Below are 16768 nucleotides of genomic sequence, written 5' to 3'. Positions count from 1 at the left end.
AGATCAAACTCGTTTCGTTACGGAATGTTGTTCTCTTCAGCAACTCTTATATAATATCATGTCCGAACCAACTTTGCAAGCTCTTTTTTTTAAGTTTCTTTCGAAGCTTATTTCATTCGCTTGCCGCACCGTGTATCTCGTGTTTTTTTGGCCGGAAATAGAATATACCATGTACAGTTATGAAACGCAAGTCTTTTTTAGATAAACATTAAATTCTTATAAAATGAGTACCCTATAGACCTTTTAACAAGTATCTCCTTATAACCAGCTAAATGATACATCTGCGCACTAACTTTAATGATCGGAGTAATTAACTCACATACGCAAAAAGGTTTTTCATATAATTCCTAATCCAATTATAGAGAAATCATGTTGTATACAGTACATACTCATCACGTTATAGAACTTATTAACCGCTGATTTCATTGGATAAACAACCAACAGATCTTAGAACATTATACTCATTCCTTCTATATAGAAGGAAAACATTTTTGTAATTCATTTTTGCTCAAGAAAAGAATGCAAAAAAAGCGAAAGCTCCGGGTTTAAATCCCGTGGCTTCCGCTTCTTTCATATATAAGGTATCAAACTTATCTCCGTATTCTTCATTAAACCTAATGTACGCTTACTCCCCGCCAATAAATACGTATCGGCAGACTACGATGAGCGCCAAGATCCACATAAGCCAGTGAATTTTCACTTTACGCTCTGTAACCAAGTTACTGAACACCGCCAGAATTACATAAGATACGATACCTGCGGAGATCCCGTTTGCGATTCCACCTGTGAAAGGCATCAATACAATGGTAAGGAACGCAGGGAAAGCTTGCAGGAAATCATCCCACTCAATGCTGCGCACTTGACTCATCATAAGTACACCCACGATGATCAATGCCGGAGCCGTCGCAGCGGATGGAACAACCAGCGCAAGCGGTGCGATAAACAGGGCCAAAATGAACAATAAACCTGTCGTTACCGAAGTCAGTCCTGTACGTCCACCTGCCTCAACACCTGAAGCACTTTCAACGTATGCCGTAATGGTACTTGTACCTAGTGCAGCACCTGCGCTGACACCAACTGCATCGACGAGCATCGCTTTACCGATCGTTTTCTCGCCTTTTTTCTTATCCTTCATAATCCCCATACGCGTTGCAGTACCTACCATCGTACCAAACGTGTCGAACAATTCAACGAAGGTAAAGATGAAGATGATCTCGAACAATCCGAGACTGATGGCACCTTTCAAATCAAGCTGTCCAACCGCCAGATCACTGAAGTTAGGCAACCAGCTTGCGCCTGAAAGACCACTCAGATTCGTAACGCCCATCGGAATACCAATCAGCGTTGTTGCTACGATCCCGATCAGCAGAGCGCCTTTGACGCGCATAACCATCAGAATAGCAATAAGGAGCAAACCAATCAGGGCCAGCAACGCATCGTGATGTGTTACAAAGTTGCCCAATGACAAGTTAAAACTGCTACCTGGAATCGGCTGACTCAGATCTGCGTCTGGTGCAACATTTACTGTTACAGCCACGAGATTAGCAAGTTTGAAACCAATAATGGTAATAAAGAGACCGATACCCACCGTAATGGCCATTTTGATCGACTGCGGAACTGCAACAAGCAGCATTTGACGAATCTTCGTCACGGTCAAAATAATGAACACGATACCGGAAAGGAATACCGCTCCCAGAGCTGCTTGCCAAGTAATCGCTCCATTCGAACTTAGAACAACAGTCATGAAGTACGCATTAAGCCCCATACCTGGTGCAAGTGCGATCGGAATATTCACGAACAATCCCATAATAATAGTCATTAATCCGGCGCCGACTGCTGTTGCAAAAAATACTGCATTATCTGACATCCCCGCACCGGCTTGTCCCAAGAACAACGTATTTACAAAAAGAATGTAAGCCATTGTCATAAACGTAGTGAGACCCGCAACAATCTCCGTTCTAACGTTTGTTCCGTTTTCTTTTAATTTAAAGAAACGATCCATAATTACTAACTCCCCCTTAGAGATGTTGAAGCCATATTGAAAAACGACAAATGACCCTGATGAAGATTCTTCACCCAGGGTTCAGCTGACAAGGAGTGGCATGATGCCTTTACTAAGAACAAAAAAAATTCTAATGTGCGTGATGTCCCCGCAATCATGTAGAATTCATGTGCTTAGCTTCTCCTCTTCGTAGCCAGATCATTAGGGTGATCTCGTAGAGACTCCCGGGCCAATCCCCAGGATTATACGAATAAGTATGCGCTATTTGTTTGTTTCCCATCACTATTTTAGGAGGGCAGTATGTTTTTGTCAATGAGAAAAACGAATATTAATATCACGCTTTTAGAATATCGTTCGTATTATTTAACAGATTGAACCAGTTCAGCGGTTTACAACCCAATTGAATACGCTCTTTTCGGTGTAATCTCAATGGGATATGTCCATTCTTTCAGACTGAAAGTTCCGAAGGATAATATAAAAAGCTAGCCTGATCAAAGAGCAGAAGCGCTCTAATCAGGCTAGCTTATATTTCTGATGCGTTTTAGCAATCAGGTGAATGATGATCTAGGAATAACGATATCTCGTATTCCGAAGACTTATACTCATTAGGTATATGGAGCAATTTGCGACATGTTCCGGAGCATTTTTTTGCCGGATCAGTCCTATGTTAATTATATCTCTGTCTGCGGAGTATCCTGTATATCTTGTTGTTCCTGATTTGTGTTCGTTGTTGTGTCAGAGGATAACTCCTGGTTTCTGGTCTGATCGGAAGAAGCATCCGCTACCTCTAAGTTCACAAATGGAAAGTCCCCCGAACCGGAAGCCAGATCTTGCATACCCGAACCGCATCCTGCCAGCATCACCATCAGAAACGCACTTCCAATGCCCATCTTCCATTTGCTCATATAGTCGGTTTTACGCATACATTCAATTCTCCTTTCAGTAGCCATATAGCTCTTAGTATGTACTTATTGTACAGGCCCGACCTGAAAGGATCATGAAGTGAACTTTAAAATGGGATTAATTTTGAAAGTTTATTACTTGTAAAAAAAGTAGCCCTACAAAAATTTGATCACAATATTCTTCTTAATAAAAAAACGCCCTTTTATTTGCGAAATACCGCAGATAAAAGAGCATTTTTTAAACCTATCGTTAAGAGTCTATATCCTATTCCCACTCGATTGTTGCAGGTGGTTTGGAAGTTACGTCATAGACGATACGGTTTACGTTATCAACTTCGTTAACGATCCGTACGGAGATTTTCTCCAGCACATCCCAAGGGATACGTGCCCAGTCAGCTGTCATACCGTCGATGGATGTTACAGCACGGATACCTACTGTGTAGGAATACGTACGTGCATCACCCATAACCTTGCTACAATTTTAGGTCATTACATGTCTATTATTGTGTTATTTTATAGATCAATTGTAGCGGGTGAACATGATAAATACAAGCTGAATAATGTAAATATGGATAAAATATTAGAGATGATGGAATTTTCATCATGGTACTATTTACTAGACATACAATACTATTAACTCAGAATTCGCCGTTTTGACTTGCTGTCGATACCATCGTGTCCAAGCCACTTCAATCACATATGGGATGGCACGTTCGAAGAGAGACGGCGGTGTTTTGAATTTTTAGGCATTGGAGGGATAATAAAAACTTCTATGATTTCCATTTGACTTATTTTGATTTATTGAGTTTGAAGCGAACAATTAGTTGCCAAAATTGTTCAAGGAAAATTTCTATGATGCCTAATTAATAAATTAATCACCTAGTTTAACCATTCCACTAATTTCCAAAAATATTTTCTGAATCTCTGATCCTCCATCACCTAACCATTTGAATCCGATAAGAATACTACAAATTCCAAAGTACATAAACATCAACATCTTGTTTTTCTGAGCGTATTCCCATACTGATAAGATTTTGTTTATCAAGCCTATTTGCCCGCCTACTTGGGGAAATTTCAAACTATATAACTCATTCTCAAAATCGCCATTACTTCTCATTTCTATTCTTTCATAATATAAGTTTCTAAACTTTCTTTCATAAATATAAAACTGTAAATTAATTGAATAGAACACAAAAGAGGTTAGTGAAATCAACAATGTGTAGTACCATGGATCACTTATTTTAAAAGCAGAGACAACTATAATAACCGAAAAATACCATCCTTTAATTAAAAAAGAGTTCTGAGCCATTCTATTGATGCAGGACTGTATCAAATCAATTTCCTTGTGAAGGATGGTATTTTTTTCTACCAGTTCCATTTACTTATACCAACCTTTTAACTTATACAACACGTCTAAACATTGCTTATCATAATCACTCTTACTTGAATCATCTGGTCGATTCCTTGCCATATCCTCTAAATCTTGAATTGTTAACTCTCCCAATGAACTTAATTGTTCTTTAACGTCATATATCACCTTTACACTCTCTGCTAGGGCATAGTGCTTGATCGATTTAGCAATGTTATCTGGTCTCTTTGGATCTTCTCTTCTAATCTTCTGAATCATATTCAACTCAGAAAAAATCCAAGGAGAACTTGTCTTTTTTTCCTCCACTTCATCAGAAATTTTCTCCATTGAATTAGGCGTAGAGAGAAATATTACACACTCTACGTGGTCTAGCATGTTATACAAAGCATTGTTTAACATTAAATAAATATTGCTACTTGTTATATTTCTTGATTCATAGTCATATAACCCAGTCTTTTCATCTAAACATTCATTATTATCAACTCTTTTCAATAAATCGTCAGCATAGCCCCAAACTGCTGCATCAATAAAAGATACAATTTTAAATTCATCATATAAAAACCCAGCAAACTTATATACTTCATTGATATCTTTGTGGGAATGTGAAAGAAATACACTAGCATTTACATCAGGAAACCATTTTTTCATCAGCTTCTGTCCATCAATAACATTTTGACTGATGTAAAAGGTGTCTAAAGCAAAATCAAAGGAAGACTTTTGGCTATTAAATAGCTCTTCTCCTGATTTCAAATATTCATTTTCTTTTTCATTTAATTTAGATACGAAATCTGATAACTCATCGAATTTTAAAGCTCCAAACATTCTCTTCATCCTCTCTTCAATAAATCAATTAATAGTTCAAAATAATTATCTCAGATATTACCTTTATAGTAAATATGAATCACAATCATACATGACTATAGATATACGATGGAGGGAAAAGCATGACTAAAGACCTTATAATAGCAAAAAAAAAAAAAACGTTATCCAGTTCACCTTACATTCATTGACGGAACAAGCTTTTCTGGGGAAATATCGTTAACAAGTAATAAATCCCATGTAAAAATACAAATCAAGGAGAGACAGTATGCATTCCAGTCGATGAAATAACACATTGTTCCTTAACCATTCCTGGCTCATTCATTAATTAAGAAGAAATTATCAACTGGAGGCGCTTTTTTGCACATATTAATACTTACACTATACATAATTGCTGTATCAGGTGTAGCAGCCATTGAATTTTATAGGTACCGTAACTTCATTAAAAATTTGAATTCACCTTTTAAATTATCGAAAGAAAAAGAGCTTAGGGCAGTTGAGAATAAGCGGCTTATAAAAAATTGCCAAAAACACATTTTAAAATGATGAAGATGCAGGTTCGTGCATGGAATAAATCTGATATTTCCTCAAACAATTGATGCCTTCATGAAAATCATCATTTCAATAATACTAACAACTACTGGTGTAGTAGTCACAATAATGCTCTCAAGTTTAAACCTGGCAAACAGTAACAAAGACACTGACCCTACTCAAGTGCAAATTGGAATAAACACTATCACTAATATACTCAATAATCTGAAACAAGGAATTTCATCATATACCACCCTGATCAACATTGCACTACCATTTTTTTAAATTTCAATTATTAACATAACCGTTTCGCATTGGAAGAACTCTTTATACAAGAAACACATTATAGTTATTGAAGAGTTAGAGAAAGAATATGGAAATAACAAGTGAATATTTACAAAACAAAACCTCCAAACTCAATCGCAGTTGGTTTGGAGGTTTTGTTTTGTTACTAAATGATCTCTTCTTCTCTTTACATTAACGTATCTTCTTTACTAGCATTCCGTGTAAATATGCCGATCAGTCCATGCCAATAATTTACTTCTCGAATAGCAATCTGATATCTTTCAGAGTCTTTTGGGATAGGAAAATCTTTATAAAGGAACTTGATGTACCTAACTGGCTCCTCTAGATCATCTAAGGTAACTTGCAACGTGACCAGTTTGACATGAGAGCTTGTATTCTGGCTACCTGTCAACGCTCCTACCATCGCTCCAGCACCACCAGCGAGCATGCCTCCAATGACAGCCCCGCCAATCTGGCTGGTTCTGGAGGTGTTCATTATTGCTACTCCATCTTCAACTATTTCTGAACGCAGCAAATCCTCGTATGAATACACTTTCTTCCTTCCACCATGCCTATCATCAACAAAGCAAAACTTTTTATGTACACTGTCTACTGCAATTAGGCTCTTTTTGTCCTCAGATATGTAGTATTGTGACACTTGAAAGTTCTTAGCTGTCTTCATGTGGATAATCAATAGTTCCTGATATCGTTCAACTTCCGTATCCTTGCGTTTCTTTGCTAACCAATTCGAAACTAGTCCTAGCCCAAAGCCAATCACGATAGCGACTATAAAATTACCTGTAGCGACCCAAAGAAGAACAAAAACAATTATTGCACCAAGACACCCTATGACCACAACCTTGTCATCTGTATTACTCATAGCACTCCTCTTTTCAAAAAATTGTACTTAAATCTTTATCTTTTCCTTTCAATGTAGTTTTCTTTAGCTACAACAATCATAATAGTGTCTATCAGAAAATTTTAAATAATTTCAAATCCTATGTTTATCTGTTTCAAATGTTTTCGCTAACCCACCTTTAAATAGAGGTGATTAGCTTGTCAGAGTTCTCTATTGCAGTAGGAAACAGGATTAGAGCCTTACGTAAGCAGCGTGGTTGGACACAAGAACAGCTAGCAGAGAAAGCAAACCTACACTACAGTTATCTTTCATCATTGGAACGCGGGGGACGAAACATGTCTCTAGAGAGCTTGGGGAAGATTATTGAAGCTTTCGAGATTAATCCAATACAAATCTTGAACTTCGCTGATACGTTGCTACTTGATGAAGAAGCCAACAAACAGGAAACGATAAAGGCAATTAGGAATCAGTTAGAACTATGTAATGAGGCAGAGGTTAAAATGGTATATCGTATGCTGAACGATATCATCCAGACATTTAAGAAAGATGATTATAAGCACATAGTCAAATGACTACGTGCTTTTTACTTTCCAGTCTTGGTCTTTACCCGCCAACAACCTATTAAACTCCAACAGACGACAATTTACAGCGAACTCTACAGGATTCGACAAACCTACCTCCGCATTTCTTGTATAATTGACATTATCAATTGTAGAAAGGGGCTGCACTGTGTGAATAGTCATCCACAACAACAAGATAAGGCTTCACTAACCCAACAATTTGACAGACAGTTAGATTGGATTAAAAGCTGTGATACAAAGTCATCAATTGTTCTAGCGGTAGTCGGAATTTTCCTCACAGTTTTCACGGCTGAGCATTCCATCAATATGCTGAATGATATCGTGAGCAAGTCAATTCATAACATTAATTTTTCGAACGTGCTATATCTATTGGGGTTTTCGTTTTTCCTGTGTCTTTTTGTTTATGGAGCTTACTGTTTGATCAGAGTCCTTACACCAAGATTAAGCAAAGATACTCTTAGCTTTGAAGGCACTGAAAGAGATTCTTTGTATTTCTTCGAATCAATTGCTAAAAATACATTCAACGACTACAAAGACAAGGTTCTCAACAGAAGTAATAACGAACAATCAATTGATTTGCTGTCACAAACGTACATCAATGCTAAAATTTGCACTATAAAGTATGCATATTACAGTAAAGGCATCAAGTTCACTTTCATTGGAATAACAGGAATTCTCGTTCTGTACATTATTGGTATCGTACTCATTAAAATGGGAGGTTTTAATTGATGGAAACTGTAAAATATAAATATAAAGAGCGTAAAAGCAAAGTAGAGGAGATATTAGATAATACTGACAAAGTTAACGAGGTGGACTCTTTCCCTAGGGATGAGGATTTCACTTATTCAAACGGTTATAAAGCATTTGCTTGTGCTATTTTTGTGGATTTGAGGGATTCCACAACATTATTTACAAACCACAATGATATCGAGATTTCTAAAGTAATCCGTGGCTTCACTTCTGAAATAATAGAAATACTAAGAAATAACGTTGATGGCAACGAATTGAAGGAGATTGGAATTCGTGGAGATTGTGTCTTCGCAGTTTATTCTGCACCAAAAAAGGGAGATATTTGTGAGGTAGCCAATCGTGCATTCTATATTAACACTTATATGAAGATGTTGAATAATCTTTTAAAGGAACGAAGTCTGCCCTCTATACAAGCAGGCATTGGACTAGCCGTCGAAAAAACACTAGCTGTAAAAGCTGGACGAAAGTCATCTGGAATACATAATCTTGTTTGGATTGGTGAAGCTGTAGCGAAAGCATCTAAATTATCAGACCTTGGTAATAAAGACGGAGTTAAGCCCATTGTCATGTCCAAAATATGTTATGACAACTTCATATCAGCTGCTTCTAATAAGGAGCAACATAAAGAATGGTGGACTAAAAAAGAAGATGACAAGTATGGCACATATTATCATGCTGACATATTTAAAAGTGAGTTTAATAAGTGGATCACTGATGGTATGCCCAACTAACAATTTGTATAAAGACCATTAAGAAGTGCATACGATGAAGCAACATCGTCTCCATACATACAATGAGCATTAAACAGGTATTCCCTTCACCAATGATTTTATTCGGAACGGAAATAACCCACTTAAGTGTGCAACCTAAGAGTGGGTTATTCTTCTTTCTTTCAATATACGTGAGCAGAGCTAAAACGAAAGTTGAAGAAGTAGCTTGCTAGAGTAGCCAAAGAAAGCGAAAACCTTAGTATTACAAACAAATCTTAAAATCATTCCATTCCACCTTCAGCCTCGATACTGGCATTCTCCTACTAGCCAACCAACTTCCCCTGCGGACAGTTCACGATGCGCTCTAGTTGGATCAGATATCGTTTTCAGTTCTGACTGCCTCTCACTGGTCACATGACCCCAATCTATATTTAATGAAGGAAGGTTATCTACAACGCGTTTGTCGAAGGGCAATGGAAACGTGAGAATTTTGGAATGTTGCCTACTTCCTAAGATCACAACTTCATCATCACTGGAATCCGTATGAATACAAGCTATTTCTGTTGCATTTTCTTTTTTGGTAAGCACCTTCTCCACAATAAAATATGCCGTTATATATGCTTGTTTGTTATATGATGTGTGAAAGAATACATAAGAACCAGGTCTTATGTGTTTCATGACTGAATGAACTTTCTTAGGATCACTGTCACCATAGGTTAGAAAAGTAAAATTAGGATCAACACGATCATTGATCTTCTCGGGTTGAATATATTTTATCAATAAGTTTCCCAAAATCCATCCTCCCATTCTTAACAACAATCTATATCAGGTCAGAGCTAGAGACTCCATACTTATAATATCTCAAATTCTTCCTTTATAGTAAATAGGAATTATGATAGCATGGGTATTCAGGTCTATTAAAGGCGTAAAAAACCATATCTAAGGAACTAAGTAAAGCAGTGTATCAATGAACAGGGAGATACTCAATGAACAAAAAACTATGTTTTCTACTTATTACTTCAATTATTACTACGAGCCTTCTTACTCCAGTTATCTCAGCTCAACAATTGACAGCCAACACAGCAAGTACAAAAACAGAACTTGTTACCATCGCAAAAAAGACTTCATCAACCAAAAAAGAGAAAATTGCTTACTACAGAAAGAAGATTGCTCAATTAGATGCGCAAATAGACATACTAAAAGAATCAGAAAGAAATTATGCTATGTCATCTGAAGAATACCGTAACATTGTAAGGAAACAAATAAACCTTTTAAAGAAAAAGAAATACTATCTCCTGAAAATATATGATCTAAATTAACTTGAGCTGTATTGAATTCTCCAATTTCAGGTATATAATATCCATATGGAGTGAGTTAACGATGCGCCACATCGTCTCCAACGAGTTTGTTGTTGGGTGGAACAGTATTACCACACTTAGGCGCGAACCAATGAGTGGGTTATTTCTTCTTATCTACATGCGTTAGTACCGCAATTAGAAATGTCGCGAACTCACCCAACACACAAACTCAGTTAATTGAATTTAGTGAGTTGCGCACTCTGTTTATGTCACTTGCAAGAATACTGTCTCCTGCAACTTTACTACTTGGAATTGCCGTTGTTGGACTCATAGTGTTAATAATACTGATTACATCGTTATAATAAGTCGCCTTGAAATCCGTTCCCGATACGGCTCTTGTAAACGTGTAGTTCGCTATTCCTTTATAAAACCTAAATTCGTTAACTTTGGTCGCTAACCTATTCCATTCAGAAGCAGTAATATTAAAATCTGATCCTGCGTTCTTTGCTGTATCCCATTCGAAATTCGCTGGTCTTGCCTTCTTTGTCTTTACAGCCAGCGTCCTCATTGTAGAACTCTGTCCTGCTGAATCCACAGCTTTGATCCCCAGAGTGTAATTCGTATCCGCTTGCAATGCAGCGAAGGTGTAATATCCACTCGAACTATAACTCGTCCCTGCTTGAACACCATTGACATAAAATTGTACATAGCCTACACCATAGTCATCTGACGATGAGTAATACATCTGAACAGTGTTTACGCCCGTGTTTGATATAGACCAAGACAGGACGCTAGGAGCAAAATCATACGCTGTAGTGGCTCTGTACTGTGTCATAATCGATGTATTTCCGCTGGTATCAAACGCCTTTACTCCAAGAGAATATCTCGTACCAGGGTTAAGTCCTGTAAATGTATATCCACCGCTTGAACCATACATAGAGCCATCATATACACCATCACGATAAAAGTAGAATCCGCTGACTCCCCTGTTGTCTGATGCTGATGCATACATTGGAATTGAGTTTCTGGACGCACTACCATTCATGTACCAGCTATTTATTGATGGTGGCGTTGTGTCGGGCGCTATAGTCGTTCTCTGACCTGTAGATGCGCTCCCAAGAACATTCCTATTCGAGTCATAGAACGTGACGCTCAGACTGTAGTACGTGTTCTCTGACAGCCCAATATACGTCCAGTACTTGGTTGTCGACCCTACTGGGCTAACAAGAGCTTCAAGTCCTGAGTCTCCCACACCATTCTTAAAAAATCTGTAGTACTTTGCTAGTCCACCACCAGTTTGAAAACTAGCAGAAACCGAAATATAGTTGTAGCTTGCGCTATTTGCGTTTATGTTTACTGTTGCCATGTGTCTTTTTTATCTCCTTGTATTACATTCACATAATTGATTGTCTTTTCTTCATCTTTCCAATCGATACGTACAGCATCCTTTTCATTTATGTAGATACTAATTTTGGTAACGCTATCATTTGGGCGAGCAATAAGACTATTGTGTTTCTCATCGTGGATCTCGGTAACTGGAAACGAAAGTTCCATGATTTCTGGAGTACACATTAAGCTTTCTTTCCCTATAATCAAAACAGAATACTTTTCATTATCAAACCTTTGTCCATTTGATAGATTTCCTTTTAGCATGCCTCTTGTTATTCCTAAATCAGAAACTTCATTGATTTTTTCAATAGCTTTCTTCCCGCTAGAACACTCCAATAGAATCAGTTTCTCGGATTCCTTCAACACTACGATAGCTGCACACTCTTTAGACGAACGTTCTCTCATTCTCGAAGATGTATTATTTGAATATCTCTGTACTTCAAGATTGTCTAGCGTGTATCCTTGATCATGATCTATTCTGCCCAGTGTCGGTCTATGTTCTAGCCTAAAGTTATTATTAATGTACAACTCGCAACATCTAAACCATTCTTGTAGGAAATTCTCCTTTTCGATCAAAGCTACTACCATCTCTCTGGGATTATTGAAAGCGTGCTCCTTACCAAAATAAGTTTTTTTACTCTTATCCTTTACTCTGGAAATGGAATTTCTACACGAATTCAAAAGCAATACTAGTGTTATCATCAAATCATTAGTTGTTAAGTATAGCTTATCTTGCTGAAATTGGATGGATTCTAGCATCTCTTTACAGAAGACTTCGTTTCTCCTCGTCCAATACGATCCCTTCGTCTTCATGAGCTGTCTCTCTTTACTAAAGTGGTGTTTCTTTTTGTTACATGTCAATGTTGTTATCTCCTATTTCTATGAATTATTATTTGTAAGCGTTTTCATTTATAGTCAAAACGAATTACCTCTATAACTTTATTATACCATAAATATTTACATTTGTCAACATTAATGTTTATCATTGTATTACAATCATTCCTTCATACTATTGTGTCTCCTCTTAAATGACAAAAAGACCGCCATATGATATCAGCGATCTTCTCAAGTATTATTTTTGTTTATTACTCACCTGTAGCTTCTCTGAGAAGGAAGTTACAGGTGAGCAACCTCATATATCAAAGTAGTATTTTAACCTACTCTAAAGGACCTGTGTTTTGTTTTACTTCGTTTTCGTCCATTTTTAGATATAACCTCAGTTGTTTCCTTTTTGTATTGCAGATTAATCTTGTTGCCAAGTAAACCTATCGATAATGACACAATAGAAATAGAAATAATCAATTCAATATAATTCATAGTATTCCTCCGTTAATTAAAGTATACAGAGGATTGCTCACCTTATTATATTATATCAACACAAAGACTCCGAGACAAGTTCCTCTCATCAAACACACCTCTCTGCCATTTCCATCTAGTACCTTTGCTGATGAAATATTATCATTCCAAACAAAATCCCCTCCTTTAAGCCTGTCATTGAGAGATTACATTGTAGGAATATGGAACTATACCTAATAAAAACTTTATATTAATATTAATATACAAAAATGTACATACTTGCTTGTTGATATAATTTAAATTACTATGGTAAACATTGGTTCTAAACTCACTATATAGGATCGATGTTTAATTATTGGAGAGGGTGTAAAAATATAAACTCGGAGGGAAATATTTTGTTAAAGAAAACATCAATTAAATCACTTTTCCGCATCACTGCTCTGACTATGGCTTTCTTAATTTTCGCTGTCACTGGTGCTCAATCCTATTCATTAGCCGCTAGCGCAGAAACTCTGCAAGGAGATCAAGAAGCTGTAAATAGTACAGTTGAAAGTAACTCTCCTGAGCCTACAAACAATGAAACCCCAAATATTACTGAAGAAGCACCCAATGATGAGACCCTAAATAACGATGAAGAAACTTCTTTAGATGATAATTTCCACAACGTGAACGTTGGCGATTTGGAAATTATGGGAGAAGACACTTCTCCTGAAGCTTCTATGTTCGTTCTTCCTATAGTTTGGGCTGGTATGGGTATTGGTCAACTATTGGGCTGGTTGGCTGGCGGTACTGCTGCTGTAGTTACCATTGTGAAGTTTGGTGAAAATGTAGCACGTGTTGCTGATTTTGCTGCTGAGCTTAGAAAGAGCAAACAAAAAGATAAGCCAAGATATTACAAAGCCAAGATAGATAAACAAGGCATGTATATTTTTAAAGGATTGACAGACGAAGAAGCACTTAAACATCTAAAGGACAGCTCTTCTAATGACGTCTGGACACCTCTAGAAACAGATGCTAAAAGCCTGGCACTAAAATATGCTGTTAGTATTGTTGGCGTAGGCTCTATTAAAATTACAGAAAAGGAAAGTCATCATCTCACTGGATATAATGATACTCGTTATTATCTTCATTATCATGGAGAAAAAATCGGGATCAAGAGATCAGGTCATATTTTTTATGATTCAACAGGTCGGATGGGAGTCAACCCACGATAATAGAATATATCTATAAAATGATATAATATAAATCGTACATACCCTCTCCAGTAATTAATTCTTAATAGCCGTAAATAACTACACCTATCCAAATTATTCTTTTTTTTAGAAAAAGAGTATAATTTGGATAGGCTGTCTTGTCTCTCTATTACATCAGTCAGATATATAATGAAAAGAGGAATCCTCGTGCAAATTGACATTAAAAAATTATATGATAAGTATTTGACATTAAATATTCCTAATCGATTCACATTAAGTGAGATCCATCAAACTATTACAGAAAAGTACAACGCTGAAAAAGTTGATCTTGAGCTATTCTCAGATCTCCGTGCTGATCCTTACGCCTACTTTGATACAGCAGTTTCGGCGTATTCATTCTCAGATTCTGAAGCTATTAAGAAACTAAGCGAACTAAACTACACCAAGAATTTGAGTGTTATTAGTTGGATACTTAATTCTAGAGATAATAAATATTTGACAGGCGGGACTATGAGGGGCGAATCCTGTGTGTTAGATCTCGAGATAGCTATATTTAACGGAATGGATGAAGAGGAAAAACAGCTCGGAAATCTTCGCTTCGAGGAATTTTTAATCATTCTTTATTTAACAGGACATATTCATTTTAACGATGATCCACTAATCAAAGAATTAAAATCTCGTTATCGAGAAGGTTACTATCTTAGATATTTTGGACATGATAATGGATCTGGAAAATACCTATACAAGTAAATGATAATTGAATTTTAAAACGTATCAATGCTCTTCCATTTAAAAGCCTATCATTTTAGTTATGTATATCTATGTTTTGGAGAATTTACTCATCCAGGATACCATCCCCTTTTATTCAGATTGAGTACCCTTGCACCCAACATACAAAACAATACTTTTAACTTTAAAACTGACTGTCTGAGGGGCACTTATAGAAATCCGAAATCACTAAGAGATTTCTATAAGTATCCAGCCCGTCGCGGTGGAAGTGTCCGCTGGCAAAATGTGGTATTTATTAGCTTTTTTGATCTAAACCACCCCCTCCCCTTGTCCCTCAAAAGTGTTGTCTAATATGGATTAGACGACACTTAGAAGCTTAAAATTCCTATTTATTAGGATAAAAACACTTGAATCAATTGATATACTCCACTTCTGCATATTTATTCATTAAGACTTTAGTTTTAGCTTAATTTAGCATACTTTTATACATCAAAGTATTGTTTTAAACCATCCTTATTTCTTTCATGACAATTGACAAGACTACTATATGTTTTTTCATTGAAAATAAGCTATTTCTCGCTCCAAAACTCTACTTGCGCCCTACCTCTACCTATTAAGTGAGAGTGAACCTGTGCTTCGAATCTGCCTTTCACCTCAAAGTGCCTTGAATAACCATGAACTACTATGAAAACAAAAAAAGCCTTGATACAGGCTCTTCATTATAACTCTATTTATTTCATCACTGACTGCGCACCAACCTCAGCACGTCATGTACTTTCTACTTGAAATCATTCATCGTCAATTCACTCTCATCCAATTTCTAAATACAAAATAGAAAGACGATGGCATCGCTCTTTACGATAGAAGACTTGAATTACAAAAGCTTATATTCCAATATATCGTATCGTAAAGATAACAGGCGGCGCATCGCGGGTCAGTCCATGTACACAAATTACAGGATCTGCTCTGGTACGAGCTTGAACCCATTAGTTTCCTTTTTCATTTGAAACAGTCGGATCTGCTTACTCTTTGCTATTCCTATCAACTCACGCTTATGCTCCTGAGATATCTCGGTTCCTAAATAGATTGTTTCTGGCTTAAACAACGCACGATTGAAGCCTTCTCCTTTTAACAGGGGAAAAACTATTCTCCACTCTTTCTCATATGCCCAATCTGAAGACTTTATCATAGTCCAGTAAGTACTAATCAGATTATTGAATTCTAAACCATGGTTTATGCCATGAATTAAGTACTCAGAGATATCCAATAACTCTTCTCTGTAAATCACTGGATTTAGCGCCCTAGTTAGGATTATCTCTCTATCAGGCTTTTTAAAATTATATTCGAGACAGAAACCCGTGTGACTATGAGCATAGTGGCTCCACATAAGCATTGAATCGTTAACTTCGCTGAAGCAACTTAAAAATGTCGTTTCCCTTGATTTTTTAACCTGCTCTAGTGTATGTGACTCTTCCATGTCTTTCATAACACCCAAAACAGCCTTGATAATTTCTTCAATCTGTTCATCTTTATAATCAGGAACACGTTTCAGTACTGTTTTTAAAATAACTTCAATACTTTCACTACTAAGAGCATTAATCTCCTCTTCCGAGATCTCGATTCCATGCTTATGGACAATATTAGGAAGAGCTTTAAAAGTCGCTAAAGCAATTCTTCTTTTCATGTATTGTTCCGTTTTTATCACTAAAGCAGAATCAAACGGATCATTTAATTTATCAGCACTGTTGAACCAAACTGAATCATTCTTCAAGTTTTGAACTGAATATTTGCTATACCCACGATATTTATATAGTGATGAAGGGATGTGATTGTACTTCAACTCCATGGCTTCTTCAAGCTTTATTTCTTTTGAGTTTTTCGGATACTTCATTTCTATATATTGTTCAATCCACATTACTTTACCCTCCACAGCTTGGCTATAGTTGAATTATCTCATTACTTTCCCACCCTAGTGTATCGCAAAACTTCTTGATAGGATTGTCTACTTATTGTATAATCTGTCTCACTTTTTTGGACTCGTGGTTCAGTACCGTT

The 16768-nt window shown here is 36.7% G+C and carries 16 protein-coding genes, 1 pseudogene and 1 riboswitch; of the genes and pseudogenes, 7 read left to right on the top strand and 10 right to left on the bottom strand.

Annotated elements, in window-relative coordinates; translation table 11 throughout:
• Positions 1–625: 625 nt before the first annotated feature.
• From MHI52_RS03925 to MHI52_RS03905, 5 genes and pseudogenes are all read right to left on the bottom strand, one after another.
• Positions 626–2002 carry an NCS2 family permease gene (locus MHI52_RS03925; RefSeq protein ID WP_047841443.1) on the bottom strand — a complete coding sequence of 459 codons (1377 nt, stop codon included), beginning with the start codon at positions 2000–2002 and terminating at the stop codon, positions 626–628.
• A gap of 170 nt (positions 2003–2172) precedes the next feature.
• A riboswitch (purine riboswitch) is annotated at positions 2173–2272 on the bottom strand.
• 401 nt (positions 2273–2673) lie between these two features.
• Positions 2674–2925: a hypothetical protein gene (locus tag MHI52_RS03920; RefSeq protein ID WP_405158505.1), complete on the bottom strand. Its 252-nt coding sequence runs from the start codon at positions 2923–2925 to the stop codon at positions 2674–2676.
• Positions 2926–3169: 244 nt separating this feature from the next.
• Positions 3170–3373 (bottom strand): annotated as a pseudogene (locus tag MHI52_RS03915) (GMP synthase (glutamine-hydrolyzing)); the annotation flags it as partial.
• Between the two features lie 402 nt (positions 3374–3775).
• Positions 3776–4213 carry a hypothetical protein gene (locus MHI52_RS03910; protein WP_405158504.1) on the bottom strand — a complete coding sequence of 146 codons (438 nt, stop codon included), beginning with the start codon at positions 4211–4213 and terminating at the stop codon, positions 3776–3778.
• Positions 4214–4282: 69 nt separating this feature from the next.
• Complete coding sequence (locus MHI52_RS03905; protein WP_405158503.1) at positions 4283–5095, bottom strand: hypothetical protein; 813 nt, start codon at positions 5093–5095, stop codon at positions 4283–4285.
• Between the two features lie 603 nt (positions 5096–5698).
• Between MHI52_RS03905 and MHI52_RS03900 the strand changes: the two genes are divergently transcribed.
• The gene (locus MHI52_RS03900) at positions 5699–5908 is read left to right on the top strand and encodes a hypothetical protein (RefSeq protein ID WP_405158502.1); all 210 of its coding nucleotides are present in this window, start codon (positions 5699–5701) and stop codon (positions 5906–5908) included.
• Between the two features lie 187 nt (positions 5909–6095).
• Here MHI52_RS03900 and MHI52_RS03895 read toward each other — a convergent pair whose 3' ends face one another.
• Positions 6096–6788: a hypothetical protein gene (locus tag MHI52_RS03895; RefSeq protein ID WP_405158501.1), complete on the bottom strand. Its 693-nt coding sequence runs from the start codon at positions 6786–6788 to the stop codon at positions 6096–6098.
• A gap of 176 nt (positions 6789–6964) precedes the next feature.
• Between MHI52_RS03895 and MHI52_RS03890 the strand changes: the two genes are divergently transcribed.
• From MHI52_RS03890 to MHI52_RS03880, 3 genes are all read left to right on the top strand, one after another.
• Positions 6965–7339: a helix-turn-helix domain-containing protein gene (locus MHI52_RS03890; protein WP_405158500.1), complete on the top strand. Its 375-nt coding sequence runs from the start codon at positions 6965–6967 to the stop codon at positions 7337–7339.
• 159 nt (positions 7340–7498) lie between these two features.
• Entirely contained in the window at positions 7499–8077 is a 579-nt protein-coding gene (locus tag MHI52_RS03885; protein ID WP_405158499.1) for a Pycsar system effector family protein, read from the top strand.
• Positions 8077–8829, top strand: a complete 753-nt coding sequence (locus tag MHI52_RS03880; RefSeq protein ID WP_405158498.1) for an adenylate cyclase — start codon at positions 8077–8079, stop codon at positions 8827–8829. The genes MHI52_RS03885 and MHI52_RS03880 overlap by 1 nt, the downstream gene beginning before the upstream one ends.
• Before the next feature lie 276 nt (positions 8830–9105).
• Here the strand turns inward: MHI52_RS03880 and MHI52_RS03875 are convergent, their stop codons facing one another.
• On the bottom strand, positions 9106–9600 hold the full coding sequence (locus MHI52_RS03875) for a hypothetical protein (protein ID WP_405158497.1): 495 nt from the start codon (positions 9598–9600) through the stop codon (positions 9106–9108).
• Between the two features lie 194 nt (positions 9601–9794).
• Between MHI52_RS03875 and MHI52_RS03870 the strand changes: the two genes are divergently transcribed.
• Positions 9795–10127, top strand: a complete 333-nt coding sequence (locus tag MHI52_RS03870; RefSeq protein ID WP_405158496.1) for a hypothetical protein — start codon at positions 9795–9797, stop codon at positions 10125–10127.
• 208 nt (positions 10128–10335) lie between these two features.
• On the opposite strand, the gene MHI52_RS03865 is transcribed toward MHI52_RS03870, so the two are convergent.
• Entirely contained in the window at positions 10336–11472 is a 1137-nt protein-coding gene (locus tag MHI52_RS03865; protein WP_405158495.1) for a hypothetical protein, read from the bottom strand.
• A complete protein-coding gene (locus MHI52_RS03860) occupies positions 11460–11900 on the bottom strand; it encodes a hypothetical protein (protein ID WP_405158494.1) in 441 nt (146 codons plus the stop codon). Before MHI52_RS03860 ends, MHI52_RS03865 begins: the two co-directional genes overlap by 13 nt.
• A 1286-nt stretch (positions 11901–13186) precedes the next feature.
• Here MHI52_RS03860 and MHI52_RS03855 point away from each other — a divergent pair.
• Both MHI52_RS03855 and MHI52_RS03850 read left to right on the top strand, forming a co-directional pair.
• Positions 13187–14005: a hypothetical protein gene (locus MHI52_RS03855; RefSeq protein ID WP_405158493.1), complete on the top strand. Its 819-nt coding sequence runs from the start codon at positions 13187–13189 to the stop codon at positions 14003–14005.
• A 186-nt stretch (positions 14006–14191) separates the two neighbouring features.
• Positions 14192–14734, top strand: coding sequence for a pyruvate kinase (locus tag MHI52_RS03850; protein ID WP_405158492.1), 543 nt, complete (start codon positions 14192–14194; stop codon positions 14732–14734).
• A gap of 931 nt (positions 14735–15665) precedes the next feature.
• Here the strand turns inward: MHI52_RS03850 and MHI52_RS03845 are convergent.
• A complete protein-coding gene (locus tag MHI52_RS03845; protein WP_405158491.1) occupies positions 15666–16628 on the bottom strand; it encodes a DUF2971 domain-containing protein in 963 nt (320 codons plus the stop codon).
• Positions 16629–16768 lie beyond the last annotated feature (140 nt).

The sequence above is a fragment of the Paenibacillus sp. FSL H8-0283 genome, from assembly GCF_045040675.1.
GTDB classification, from domain to species: domain Bacteria; phylum Bacillota; class Bacilli; order Paenibacillales; family Paenibacillaceae; genus Paenibacillus; species Paenibacillus amylolyticus.
This window is presented reverse-complemented; position numbering and strand designations above follow the sequence as displayed.

Bases quoted from the DNA above. Each gene is read 5' to 3' on its own strand.
- MHI52_RS03925 (WP_047841443.1), bottom strand. From the start codon at position 2,002: ATGGATCGTTTCTTTAAATTAAAAGAAAACGGAACAAACGTTAGAACG.
- MHI52_RS03920 (WP_405158505.1), bottom strand. From the start codon at position 2,925: ATGCGTAAAACCGACTATATGAGCAAATGGAAGATGGGCATTGGAAGT.
- MHI52_RS03910 (WP_405158504.1), bottom strand. From the start codon at position 4,213: ATGGCTCAGAACTCTTTTTTAATTAAAGGATGGTATTTTTCGGTTATT.
- MHI52_RS03905 (WP_405158503.1), bottom strand. From the start codon at position 5,095: ATGTTTGGAGCTTTAAAATTCGATGAGTTATCAGATTTCGTATCTAAA.
- MHI52_RS03900 (WP_405158502.1), top strand. From the start codon at position 5,699: ATGAAAATCATCATTTCAATAATACTAACAACTACTGGTGTAGTAGTC.
- MHI52_RS03895 (WP_405158501.1), bottom strand. From the start codon at position 6,788: ATGAGTAATACAGATGACAAGGTTGTGGTCATAGGGTGTCTTGGTGCA.
- MHI52_RS03880 (WP_405158498.1), top strand. From the start codon at position 8,077: ATGGAAACTGTAAAATATAAATATAAAGAGCGTAAAAGCAAAGTAGAG.
- MHI52_RS03870 (WP_405158496.1), top strand. From the start codon at position 9,795: ATGAACAAAAAACTATGTTTTCTACTTATTACTTCAATTATTACTACG.
- MHI52_RS03865 (WP_405158495.1), bottom strand. From the start codon at position 11,472: ATGGCAACAGTAAACATAAACGCAAATAGCGCAAGCTACAACTATATT.
- MHI52_RS03860 (WP_405158494.1), bottom strand. From the start codon at position 11,900: ATGAGAGAACGTTCGTCTAAAGAGTGTGCAGCTATCGTAGTGTTGAAG.
- MHI52_RS03845 (WP_405158491.1), bottom strand. From the start codon at position 16,628: ATGTGGATTGAACAATATATAGAAATGAAGTATCCGAAAAACTCAAAA.